Source organism: Luteibacter sp. OK325 (assembly GCF_003050935.1).
Classification (GTDB): domain Bacteria; phylum Pseudomonadota; class Gammaproteobacteria; order Xanthomonadales; family Rhodanobacteraceae; genus Luteibacter.
In genome coordinates, this window is sequence record NZ_QAOX01000005.1 from 166,686 (window position 1) to 178,167 (window position 11,482).

Consider the following 11,482-nt stretch of genomic DNA (forward strand, 5'->3'; position numbering starts at 1 on the left):
GTCAGGCTACCGTCATCACCCCGATGGCCGCAACGGCGATCGCAAGGCCAAGCCAGTTAAGCCACGAGAGCTTCTCGCGGAACGCCAGCGCGCCGACAAGCGCGCCAAGCAGCACGACACCGAGATTCATCGACGCGAACACCAACGAAGGATCGTTCGGCAGCGCTTGATGGCCGCGGACGTAGAAGAGGATGTTGGCGAAGTTCGCCGCGCCGAGCACCGCACCGAAACCGATGCTGCGCAAGGACAGCGCCGCCTGGCGGGTCAGAGCACGGGCGAAGACGGCGATCCAGCAGAGCACCAATGCAATGAGGAACGAAGCGAGCAGGGCGCTGGGAAAGGGCGCATGCGCCTGCGCGATCAGCTTGAAACAGATGTCGATGGCGCCGAAGCCGGCGAACACGGCCAGCGGTGCGAGCCAGCCTGCGCGTTCGGTGCGCTCCTTGCGCCAGAGGATGCAGGCCACGGCGACGAGTGCGAGGACGATGCCGAGGATCTTCAGCGGAACCAGTACCTCGCCGAACAGGAGGAAGGCGGCCGCCAGCGACAGGAACAAGGACAGGCGCTGGGCTACGTCGGTGCGGACGATGCCGGCGCTGCTGACCGAGCGGGCGAGCATGACGAAGATCGCCGGCAGCAGGATGCCGAGCAGGATCAGCGGGGTGCGTGCATCGGACTGGAGGGCCGCCTGTGGCGTCGCGCCGAGCAACCATACGGCGAGTCCCGCGGCCACGATGTAGTTGGTGGCAACCGCCTGGACGATGTCGACGTTCGCGCGGCGCGCGAGCTTCAGCAGGACCGAGACGGTGACGCTGAAGGCGACGGCGAGGAGGATGTAGATCATGGGCGGGGATGTCGCGGTGGGGCGAAGCTGGCAAGTTTCGCACGAAGCATCGCCGCTGAAGCGGCTCCCACAGAGAGCATAGAGCATCGCCGCTGAAGCGGCTCCCACAGAGAGCATAGAGCATCGCCGCTGAAGCGGCTCCCACAGAGAGCACAGAGCATCGCCGCTGAAGCGGCTCCCACAAGGAGCAGCTCTCCCTGTGGGAGCCGCTTCAGCGGCGATGGGTACTAGCGACCGAGCTGCGAAGCCTCGCGCGCCAGCGCTTCAATCGCGGCGTAATCGCCAGCAGCCAGCAGGTTCGCTGGCGTCAGCCACGAGCCGCCCACGCAAACCACGTTCGGCAGCGCGAGGAACTCGGCGGCGTTGGCCAGGCTGATGCCCCCGGTGGGGCAGAAGGTGATCTGCGGCAACGGGCTGGCCCAGGCGCCGATCAGCTTGCTGCCGCCGGCCGGCACCGCCGGGAAGAACTTCTGGAAGCGGTAACCGCGCTCGAGCAGGTTCATCGCCTCGCTGGAGGTGGCGGCACCCGGCAGCAATGGCAGGTCGTGGTCGGCGGCGGCGTCGAGCAGGCGCGGCGAGCTGCCCGGCGACACGGCGAACTTCGCGCCGGCCTTGTATGCCGCCTCGAGGTCGCGCGCGGTCAGCACCGTGCCGACGCCGACGAAGGCGCCTTCGACTTCCGCGGCGATCGCACGCACAGCGTCGAGCGCGGCCGGCGTACGCAGGGTCACCTCGATGGCGCGAATGCCACCGGCCACCAGCGCACGTGCCATGCCTACGGCTCTGGAGGCGTCTTCGATGATCACCACGGGAACCACCGGCGCCAGGCGCAGGGTGGATTCGACGAGTTGTTGCTTGGCTTCGTTGCTCATCAGGTACGGCTCCGGAATATCAAAAGACGCCCGCACCGAGGTCGGCCGTGACGGCGGACTGGCGGAACATGGCGAAAAGTTCGCGACCCATGCCGGTGTGGTGCATGGCGAGGTCGATGTTGTCGGGAATGCGGCTGTTCCAGTCTTCGGCGTCGACCAGCACTTCGATCGTGCCGGCGAGCGCGTCCAGGCGCACGAGGTCACCGGTGCGAATGCGCGCGATGGGACCACCGGCTTCGGCTTCCGGGGTGACGTGGATGGCCGCTGGCACACGGCCCGACGCACCGGACATACGGCCATCGGTAAGCAGGGCGACGCGGTGCCCACGGTCCTGCAGCAGGCTCAGGGTCGGCGTGAGCTTGTGCAGCTCGGGCATGCCGCGCGCGCGCGGCCCCTGGAAACGCACGACGGCGACGAAGTCGCGATTGAGCTCGCCGCGATCGAAGGCCGCCTTCACGTCATCCTGTTCGTCGAAGACGATGGCCGGTGCTTCGACGATCATGCGATCGTCGGGCACGGAAGAGACCTTGATCACGGCGCGGCCGACATTGCCCGAGAGCATGCGCAAGCCACCGTCCTGGCGGAACGGTTCGGCGATCGAACGGAGCACGCCGCGGTTGCCGCTCTCCTTGGAAACGCGCTGCCAAGCGAGCCTCTCGCCTTCAAGCCGGGGCACATGGCGATACGCTTCCAGGCCATGACCCATGATGGTGTTCACGTCGCCGTGCAGCAGGCCGCCGTCCAGGAGCTGGTCCATCAGGAAGGCCATGCCGCCGGCTTCGTGGAAGTGGTTCACGTCCGCGTAGCCATTCGGATACACGCGCGCCAGCAGAGGTACGACCGCCGAAAGTGCGTCGAAATCATCCCAGCGCAGCTCGATGCCCGCGGCCCGCGCGATGGCAACCAGATGCAGCAGGTGGTTGGTCGAACCACCGGTCGCATGCAGGCCGACCACGCCGTTGACGATGGCGCGCTCGTCGACGATGCGACCGATCGGCATGTAGTGATCGCCAAGGCAGTCCGTCGCCAGCACCCGTTCGACGGCAGCCGCGGTGAGCGCTTCGCGCAATGGCGTGTCCGGTGCTTCGAAGCTGGCACCCGGAATATGCAGGCCCATGATCTCCATCAGCATCTGGTTGGAGTTCGCGGTGCCATAGAACGTGCAGGTGCCGGAACCGTGGTACGAACGTGCTTCCGCATCGAGGAGTTCGGCGCGAGAGGCCTTGCCGGCGGCGAAGGCCTGGCGGACCTTGGACTTCTCTTCGTTGGGAATGCCCGAGGGCATCGGGCCCGACGGCACGAAGGCGCTGGCGAGATGGCCGAAGCTCAGCGCACCGATCAGCATGCCGGGCACGATCTTGTCGCAGATGCCCAGGTAGAGCGCACCTTCGTACATGTCGTGCGACAGCGACACCGCGGTGGCCATGGCGATGAGGTCGCGCGAAAACAGCGACAGCTCCATACCCGGGCGCCCCTGGGTGACGCCGTCGCACATCGCCGGCACGCCACCGGCGACCTGCGCCGTGGCGCCGAACGTGCGCGCGGTGGCACGGATGCGCTCCGGGTAGCTTTCGTACGGCTGGTGCGCGGAAAGCATGTCGTTGTACGAGGTGACAATGGCGATGTTCGCGGCGTGGCCGTTGCGCAGCGCCTCCTTGTCGTTCTCGCCGCAGGCGGCGAAACCATGGGCAAGGTTGCCGCACGACAAATGGTGTCGCTTCGCACCCTTGCCGCGCGCGCCTTCGATCTTCGCCAGGAAGGCGGCGCGCGAGGCGTGGCTACGCTCGACGATTCGCTGAGTCACCTCGGCGAGGATGGGGTGAATGGTCATGGCAGTTCCGCGTGGCTACGTAGTGGGGTCGCCGGCCCCCGCCGGGGCGACCCGGGCCGCGCGTATCCCGCGCGGCACGATGGCTTTAACAGCGTTGGGACAGTCGGTCTCAGGGCGACCAGTACACGTCGACGGGGACGCGTTCCTGCTTCAACACCGAGGCAATCGGGAAATCTTCGCCGGCAAGCGCCTTGCCGAGAACCTCTTTCTTGTCGTTGCCTTCGATGTGCAGGTAGAGCGCACGCGTATCGAGCACACGGGGCAGGCTGAGCGTGATGCGCGGCTCACCGGCGCCTTCGGCGCGCATCGACAGGACGCTTTGCTTGCCGTCGAGATCGAGCGCCTGGGCGAGATGATCGCCGCCCGGGAAGAACGAAGCGGTATGGCCGTCCGGACCCATGCCAAGGACCACGACGTCGAAGGGCTTGCCGAGGGCATCGACCTTTTCGCCGACGCCGGCGAGCGCGGCGTCGACGTCATCCGCATGCGCCTTGTCGAACAGTGGCTGGAAGCCCGCGACATGCGCTTCGTGTGCGATCAGCGTTTTCTTGACGAGGCGCGCGTTGGAACGCTCGTTGTCTTCGTCCACCCAGCGCTCGTCGACCAGGGAGATGGTGACCTTCGACCAGTCGATTTCCTGTTCTGCCAGCACGGCGAACATCAGCTTCGGCGTGCTGCCGCCACTGACGACGAGACTGGCCTTGCCGCGCGCCTTGATGGCGGCGTCGAGCTTGCTCGCGATGTCGCGGGCCAGCATGTCGCCAAGGGTCAGGCGATCGGCGAATTCATGACGATTCACTTTTGCGTTCATCAGGCAGCGTCCTCGGCCCAGGTACGGCCATCGCGTTCGATGAGCGCCACGGCGGCGCTCGGACCCCAGGTACCCGCGGTATACGGCTTCGGCGTGTCACCGCCAGCCTCCCACGCCTGGAGGATGGGGCCGGCCCAGTTCCATGCCGCCTCGACTTCGTCGCGACGCATGAACAGGGTCGGGTTACCACGAACCACATCGAGGATCAGGCGCTCGTAGGCATCGGGCTGCTGGATGCCGAACGCCGCTGCGAAGCTCATGTCGAGCGGCACGTGGCGCAGGCGCAGGCCACCCGGGCCCGGATGCTTGATGGTCAGCCACAGCTTCACGCCCTCGTCGGGCTGCAGGCGCAGCGTGAGGCGGTTGGGTAACAGCGGGCCATTGGCGGGGTCGAAGATGGAATGTGGCAACGCACGGAACGTCACCACGATCTCCGATACGCGACTGGGGAGGCGCTTGCCGGTGCGCAGGTAGAACGGGACACCGGCCCAGCGCCAGTTACCGATCTCCGCCTTGAGGGCGACGAAGGTTTCGGTCTTGGACTGGTCGCTGCCCAGTTCGTCCAGGTAGCCCGGGACGCTCTGGCCTTCAGCCGCACCGGCGCGGTACTGCCCGCGCACGGTGAGCTGGCCGGCGTTACTGGCGTCGATGGGACGCAGCGACCGGAGCACCTTGAGTTTTTCGTCGCGCACGGCATCCGGCGCCAGCGACGACGGCGGCTCCATGGCGAGCATGCAAAGGAGCTGGAGGATATGGTTCTGGACCATGTCGCGCAGCGCGCCCGCACGGTCGTAGTAGCCGGCGCGATGGCCGACACCGACCGTTTCGGCGACGGTGATCTGCACGTGGTCGATGTGCTGCGCATTCCACAGCGGCTCGAACAAGGCGTTGCCGAAGCGCAGCGCCAACAGGTTCTGCACCGTTTCCTTACCGAGGTAATGGTCGATGCGGTAGGTCTGCGATTCGGTGAAGTAACCGGCTACGGCGTCGTTGATCGCATTGGCGCTCTGGAGGTCACGGCCGATCGGCTTCTCCAGCACGACGCGCGAGCGTTCGCCGTTGAGTTCAAGCGAGCCCAGACGCTGGCAGATGTCGGTGAAGATGTCCGGCGAGGTCGACAGGTAGAACACGCGGATGTGCGTGGGCTGCGCCGCCATGAGGGCCGAGAACTCGTCCCAGCCGTCGGGCTTGCGGGCGTCCAGGGAGCGGTAGCCGATCATCGCGATGAAGGCGTCGAGCTGGGCCTTGGCGACATGGGCCACGCCCTTCTCGATGGCGACGCGAACCTGCTCGCGGTACCCGGCGTCGTCCAGTCCTTCGCGAGCCACACCGATGATCCGGCTGCTCGGCTGGATCTGGCCGTCGACGAAGCGGTGGTACATGGCGGGAAGGAGCTTGCGGACGGCGAGGTCGCCGGTGCCGCCGAAAATGACCAGATCGAATGGCTCGATCGGCAGGAGTTGTGCGCTCACGACAGTGGCCTGTTCAAAGTCGAGGGAAGATGCCACCGGATCGTACCAGTGACATACCAGGTCATACCAGCCCCGTACCAATCGCCGCGGCGTTTCGCCGCCATTGACGGCATGAATACCCAACGGAAACGTTTCCACAGCCCATTTGGATCGTGCAAACGAATGTTTGAATCCCCCGGTGGTATGGGCGAACTTGCACGCGCTTGCCCCAGTGGTCAGGTATTGGTATCTTCAGGAAATGGAAATCGCCCTCGTCGCCGAATACCAGCGCCTGCAGCACGACCCGGCCGCCCGGCTGCCGCTGGCGTACATTCGCCTGCGCCGGGCGATCCGCAACGTGATCGAGAACGGCGAGGTGCAGGTCGGCCATGCGCTGCCTAGCGAACGCGACCTGGCCCGGGCCCTCACCCTGTCCCGGGTCACCGTGCGCAAGGCCATCGGTGGCCTTGTCGAGGACGGCCTGCTCACGCAGCGGCACGGTGCCGGCACCTTCGTCTCCGAGCGCATCGTCAAGCCGCTCTCGCGGATGACCAGTTTCACCGAAGACCTTCGTGCCCGCGGCCTCAACCCGCGCTCGGAGTTTTTCGAGCGCGCGATCGGTGAAGTCACTCCTGAGGAGTCCATGGCGATGAACCTGTCGCCGGGCACCCAGGTGGTCCGCCTGCACCGCCTGCGCTACGCCGGCGACGAACCGCTGGCCATCGAGCGCAGCGCCGTTCCGCTGTCGCTCCTGCCCGATCCGAACCTGGTCGAGGACTCCCTCTACGAGGCCCTCGACAAACTGGGCAACCGTCCGCTTCGCGCCTTGCAGCGCCTGCGCGCGGTAGTGCTCGGTCCGGCGCAGACCCGCTTGCTGCGCCTGAGCGCGGGCAGTGCGGGCCTCAGCATCGAACGCCGCAGCTTCCTCGACGACGGCCGGATCGTCGAATTCACCTGTTCCTGGTACCGCGGGGACATCTATGACTTCGTCGCCGAGCTGCAAAGCGACTAACGAGCCAACCAGACCATGACGATCCAGCCGCAAGACACCCTGATGTTCCGCGAAGCGCACGAGACCGCCGAGGTCGTCGAGCGGCAACTCGCCAACAACGAAGCCGTGATCGGTGCCCTGGCCGAACGCCTGCGCGCCACACCGCCGCGCATGGTCATCACCTGCGCACGCGGCAGCTCGGATCACGCGGCCATGTACGCCAAGTACGTGTTCGAGACCCAGCTCGGTGTCGTCACCGCCTCGGCCTCGCCGTCGGTCACCTCGATCTACCACGCGGCGCAGCGCCTCGATGGCGCGCTCTACGTCGCCATATCGCAGTCCGGCAAGAGCCCCGACCTGGTCCGCAATGCCGAGGCCGCAAAGAAGGCCGGCGCCTATGTGGTCGCCCTGGTCAACGTCGTGGACTCGCCGCTGGCCGCTGTCGCCGATGTGGTCGTGCCGCTGCATGCCGGCCCGGAAACCAGCGTCGCCGCGACCAAGAGCTACCTCGGTGCACTGTTCGCGATCCTGCATATCGCCGCACGCTGGAGTGGCAAGCCCGAGATCGCCGACGCGATCACCGCGCTGCCTGCCCAGCTCCGTCACGGCTGGAACGCCGACTGGTCGGCGCTCACCGATGGCCTGGTGGATGCGCATAACCTGTTCGTCGTCGGTCGTGGTTTCGGCTTTGCCGGCGCACTCGAAGCAGCACTGAAGTTCAAGGAAACCTGCGGCCTGCACGCCGAGGCATTCAGTGCGGCCGAAGTGAAGCACGGCCCGATGGCTCTGGTCGGTCCGGACTTCCCCGTGCTGTTCTTCGCGCAGAACGACGACACGCTGCCCGGCGTTCTCGACGTCGCCGCCGAGTTCCGCAAGCGCGGCGCCAGGGTCTGGGTAGCCGCGCCGGGCGCCACAGGCGACGACATCCTCCCGCTGGTCGCCACCGCGCCCATCGCCGCGGTGCTGGTCACCGTACAGAGCTTCTATCGCGCCACCGCCGCGCTCGCGCTGCGCCGTGGCTTCAATCCCGACGTCCCGCCGCACCTGAACAAGGTGACGGAAACCGTCTGATCTACGGAGTTCCTCGTATGACCCTCGCCCTCGTCAACGGCCGCGTCCTTACCGATAACGGATTCCAGGGTGGCTTCGCCGTCCTGATCGACGATGGAAAGATTACCGGACTCGCTCTGCCGTCCGACCCGCGCGTTCGCGCGGCGGAACGCCACGACCTCGGTGGCCGCACCCTGCTGCCGGGCTTCATCGACTGCCAGGTCAACGGCGGCGGCGGCGTGCTGTTCAACGACGTGCCCACCGTCGATGCGATTCGTACCATCGGCGAGGCACACGCGAAGTTCGGTACCACCGGCTTCCTGCCGACCCTCATCAGCGACGATGTCGAGGTGATGGCGAAGGCCATCGACGCCGTGAACGACGCCGTGGCGCAGGGCGTACCGGGCGTGCTCGGCATCCATCTCGAGGGCCCGTTCATCGCGCCCGAGCGCAAGGGTGTGCACGATGCGGCCAAGTTTCGCATCGCCGATGCGAGTGACGTAGCGATGGTCGCCCGCCGCCATGGTGGCGTGACCCTGCTCACCCTCGCGCCGGAGCGCGCCAGCGCCGCCGTGCTGCAGGAACTGGTCGCCAACGGCGTGATCGTCGCCGCCGGCCACACCGCAGCGGATTACGACACCACACGCAACGCACTGGCCACGGGTATTCGCGGTTTCACGCACCTGTTCAACGCGATGACGCCGTTCACCAGTCGCGAACCCGGCGTGGTCGGCGCGGCACTTGAGGACCCGGCCAGCTGGTGCGGCCTGATCGTCGACGGCCATCACGTACACCCGGCTTCGCTGCGCGTCGCCATCGCGGCGAAGGCGCGCGAGAAGATGATGCTGGTGACCGACGCCATGCCGCCGGTCGGCTCGGACGATCCGACCTTCGTGCTCAAGGGCGAGACGATCACGGTGAAAGACGGCGTCTGCCAGACCGCCGACGGCACGCTGGCCGGCTCCGCGCTGGACATGGCCACGGCTGTGCGCAACACGATCAACATGGTCGGCGTGCCTTACGACGAAGCGGCTCGCATGGCGTCGACCTACCCCGCGGCCTTCCTCGGTCTTGGCGCCACCCATGGCCACATCGCCGCCGGTTACCGCGCCGACCTGGTCGTGATGGACGACAACCACGACGTCGTGGAGACCTGGATCGCCGGCGTACGCGTGGTCGGCTGACGACGATACGGTTGTTAAATCCGCGTGACACCAACCCAACGGCCCGCTAAAGTGGCGCGGTTCGGGTGTCCCGACTGGCCTGAGGCCAGCGGGATGAAACGGGAAGCCGGTGCGTCGCCTCGCGACTATTCCGGCACTGCCCCCGCAACGGTAAGCGACAGGAAGGCCTGAAGGTCTTTACGGAAACCGGCCATACGCCACTGCGAAAGCGGGAAGGCGCCGGGTTCCGCCACGGCAGGTGGCTGAAGTGAGTCCGGAGACCGGCCCGATGCATTCGCCTCGCGACTATCGCGGGGCGTTTTATGTTGGGCGATTCGCGGAGGGCGGATCCGGACAGCGTTCCGGGTCGATCCGTGCCCGCATGCCGTTCGCCGTTTGTCCTCCGTGTCGCCTTTAGCGACGCAATAAGGAAACGGCTCCATGAAGAAGACCCTGCTCGCGATGGCCCTGCTGTCGTCCATCGCCGCCGCCCACGCGGCCGACGCTCCTGCCGACCGGCTCGACCCGGTGGTCGTTACCGCCAATCGTGCGGCCACGCCGCTCGATGAAGTGCTCGCGCCGGTCACGCTGATCACCCGCGAGGACATCGAGCGCCTGCAGCCGGTCAGTGTGCAGGACCTGCTCACCGGCCTGCCGGGCATCGTCATCGCCAACGCAGGCGGCATCGGCCAGCAGACCTCGCTGTTCATGCGCGGCACCAACTCCTCGCACACCCTGGTCCTGCTCGATGGCGTTCGCGTCGGCACCGTCGGTGCCGGCATCCCGGCCTACGAGCAGCTGCCGGTGGACCAGATCGACCACATCGAGATCGTCCGCGGCCCGCAGTCGAGCCTGTACGGCTCCGACGCCATCGGCGGCGTCATCCAGATCTTCACCCGCCACGGCCAGGCCGGCGAAGCGCCGACCCCGTCGCTTTCAGTCACCGGTGGCAGCCATGGCTACACCGACGGCCAGTTCGGTCTGTCCGGTGGCACCCAGCACAGCTGGTACAACGCCAGCCTCGGTGGCCAGTACACCTCGGGTATCAATGCCTGCCGCGTCGGCGCGGGCGACGTGTTCAAGGGCTGCTTCACCAACGAGCCCGACCACGATGCCTACCGCACCTACAACGGCGCACTCTCCGGCGGCTACCGCTGGGACGACGGCACCGAGCTCACCGGGAGCTGGCTGCGCAGCAAGGGCGACATCGAATACGACGGCGACTTCCAGAACCTGACCCGCCGCTCGCAGCAGGTCGCCGGCACCAAGCTCGCCTTCAACGCGCTTGAGAACTGGCGCATGTCGATCAGCCTGGGCCAGAACCAGGACCGTGCCGACAACTACCTCAACGGCGCCGACAAGACCCTGGACTTCGTGAACTACGGTGTGGACAAGGCACGCGTGGGTTACCTGTACTCCAGGCGCAACCAGGCGTCCTGGCAGAACGACATCACCCTCGCGACAGGCCAGACCCTGAGCGTCGGCGTCGACTACCAGCAGGAGAAGCTGAAGAGCGACACGGATTACCTCAAGGACACCCGCAACAACACCGGCGTGTTCGCGTTGTACCAGGGCATCTTCGGCGCCAATGAGATCCAGCTCTCGGCGCGCCACGACCACAACACGCAGTTCGGCAACCACACCACCGGTCAGGCGGCGTACGGCTTCCGCTTCGACAACGGCATGAAGGTCACCGCCTCCTATGGCACCGCGTTCCATGCGCCGACCTTCAACGACGAGTACTACCCGTACGGCGCCCCGGTGAACCTGAGCCCCGAGAAGTCGCGCACGGCCGAGATCGGCCTGTCGGCCCGCCCGGGCATCTGGAACTGGGCGGTCAACGCCTACCAGACCAAGGTGGACGACCTGATCGGCTTCGACGCGAACTTCCTGCCGATCAATGTCAGCCAGGCGCGCATTCGCGGCCTGGAAGGGCAGCTGGGCGCGGACGTGGACGGCTGGCACCTGCGTGGCTACGCCACCTTGCAGCAGCCGAAGGACCGGGACAGCGGCGACGAGTACAACAACCTGCTCGCCCGTCGTCCCAAGCGCACGGCGCGTGTCGACGTGGACCGCGACCTGGGCTCCTTCACGGTCGGCGGCTCGGTCTACGCGGCTGGCTACAGCTACGACGATGCGGCCAATACGACGCGCCTTGGTGGTTACGCCACGGCCGATGTGCGTGCTACGTGGCACGTCGATAGCGACTGGAGCGTTCAGGGTCGCCTGGCCAATGCGTTCGACCGTCACTATGAAACTGCTGCGTATTACAACCAGCTGGGCCGGACGTATTACCTGACCGTGCGGTATTCGCCGGCGCGTTGAGGCGAACCGATCGCCGCTGAAGCGGCTCCCACAGAACAGCTGCCTGTGCCTGATAGGTACCGGGCTTTTTGTGGGAGCCGATTCATCGGCGATTCCCTCGATCTAAATGAACAAGGCACCCCTGCCTTCCGGCAGGGCCCCCAC

The 11,482-nt window shown here is 66.6% G+C and carries 9 protein-coding genes and 1 riboswitch; of the genes, 4 read left to right on the forward strand and 5 right to left on the reverse strand.

Going from position 1 to position 11,482, the window contains the following annotated elements:
- Nucleotide 1 precedes the first annotated feature (1 nt).
- From C8J98_RS12740 to zwf, 5 genes are all read right to left on the reverse strand, one after another.
- A complete protein-coding gene (locus tag C8J98_RS12740; RefSeq protein WP_107913568.1) occupies nucleotides 2-844 on the reverse strand; it encodes a DMT family transporter in 843 nt (280 codons plus the stop codon).
- Between the two features lie 227 nt (nucleotides 845-1,071).
- The gene (eda, locus tag C8J98_RS12745; RefSeq protein ID WP_199229906.1) at nucleotides 1,072-1,716 is read right to left on the reverse strand and encodes a bifunctional 4-hydroxy-2-oxoglutarate aldolase/2-dehydro-3-deoxy-phosphogluconate aldolase; all 645 of its coding nucleotides are present in this window, start codon (nucleotides 1,714-1,716) and stop codon (nucleotides 1,072-1,074) included.
- Between the two features lie 19 nt (nucleotides 1,717-1,735).
- A complete protein-coding gene (gene edd, locus C8J98_RS12750) occupies nucleotides 1,736-3,547 on the reverse strand; it encodes a phosphogluconate dehydratase (protein WP_107913569.1) in 1,812 nt (603 codons plus the stop codon).
- A gap of 109 nt (nucleotides 3,548-3,656) precedes the next feature.
- Nucleotides 3,657-4,358: a 6-phosphogluconolactonase gene (pgl, locus tag C8J98_RS12755; RefSeq protein ID WP_107913570.1), complete on the reverse strand. Its 702-nt coding sequence runs from the start codon at nucleotides 4,356-4,358 to the stop codon at nucleotides 3,657-3,659.
- On the reverse strand, nucleotides 4,358-5,830 hold the full coding sequence (gene zwf, locus C8J98_RS12760) for a glucose-6-phosphate dehydrogenase (protein ID WP_107913730.1): 1,473 nt from the start codon (nucleotides 5,828-5,830) through the stop codon (nucleotides 4,358-4,360). Before zwf ends, pgl begins: the two co-directional genes overlap by 1 nt.
- A gap of 238 nt (nucleotides 5,831-6,068) precedes the next feature.
- On the opposite strand from zwf, the gene C8J98_RS12765 reads away from it, so the two are divergent.
- The 4 genes from C8J98_RS12765 to C8J98_RS12780 all read left to right on the forward strand — a co-directional run bounded on the left by C8J98_RS12765 (nucleotide 6,069) and on the right by C8J98_RS12780 (nucleotide 11,338).
- A complete protein-coding gene (locus C8J98_RS12765; protein ID WP_107913571.1) occupies nucleotides 6,069-6,821 on the forward strand; it encodes a GntR family transcriptional regulator in 753 nt (250 codons plus the stop codon).
- A gap of 15 nt (nucleotides 6,822-6,836) precedes the next feature.
- Nucleotides 6,837-7,871 carry an SIS domain-containing protein gene (locus C8J98_RS12770; protein ID WP_107913572.1) on the forward strand — a complete coding sequence of 345 codons (1,035 nt, stop codon included), beginning with the start codon at nucleotides 6,837-6,839 and terminating at the stop codon, nucleotides 7,869-7,871.
- A 17-nt stretch (nucleotides 7,872-7,888) separates the two neighbouring features.
- A complete protein-coding gene (gene nagA, locus C8J98_RS12775; RefSeq protein ID WP_107913573.1) occupies nucleotides 7,889-9,034 on the forward strand; it encodes an N-acetylglucosamine-6-phosphate deacetylase in 1,146 nt (381 codons plus the stop codon).
- Between the two features lie 46 nt (nucleotides 9,035-9,080).
- Nucleotides 9,081-9,318, forward strand: a riboswitch (cobalamin riboswitch).
- A 136-nt stretch (nucleotides 9,319-9,454) separates the two neighbouring features.
- Nucleotides 9,455-11,338: a TonB-dependent receptor gene (locus tag C8J98_RS12780; protein WP_107913574.1), complete on the forward strand. Its 1,884-nt coding sequence runs from the start codon at nucleotides 9,455-9,457 to the stop codon at nucleotides 11,336-11,338.
- Nucleotides 11,339-11,482: the final 144 nt, after the last annotated feature.

What these genes read in the sequence shown, in the direction of transcription:
- C8J98_RS12770 (WP_107913572.1), top strand. Translation starts at nt 6,837, where the DNA reads ATGACGATCCAGCCGCAAGACACCCTGATGTTCCGCGAAGCGCACGAG.
- C8J98_RS12780 (WP_107913574.1), top strand. Translation starts at nt 9,455, where the DNA reads ATGAAGAAGACCCTGCTCGCGATGGCCCTGCTGTCGTCCATCGCCGCC.
- C8J98_RS12740 (WP_107913568.1), bottom strand. Translation starts at nt 844, where the DNA reads ATGATCTACATCCTCCTCGCCGTCGCCTTCAGCGTCACCGTCTCGGTC.
- C8J98_RS12765 (WP_107913571.1), top strand. Translation starts at nt 6,069, where the DNA reads ATGGAAATCGCCCTCGTCGCCGAATACCAGCGCCTGCAGCACGACCCG.
- nagA (WP_107913573.1), top strand. Translation starts at nt 7,889, where the DNA reads ATGACCCTCGCCCTCGTCAACGGCCGCGTCCTTACCGATAACGGATTC.
- edd (WP_107913569.1), bottom strand. Translation starts at nt 3,547, where the DNA reads ATGACCATTCACCCCATCCTCGCCGAGGTGACTCAGCGAATCGTCGAG.
- eda (WP_199229906.1), bottom strand. Translation starts at nt 1,716, where the DNA reads ATGAGCAACGAAGCCAAGCAACAACTCGTCGAATCCACCCTGCGCCTG.
- pgl (WP_107913570.1), bottom strand. Translation starts at nt 4,358, where the DNA reads ATGAACGCAAAAGTGAATCGTCATGAATTCGCCGATCGCCTGACCCTT.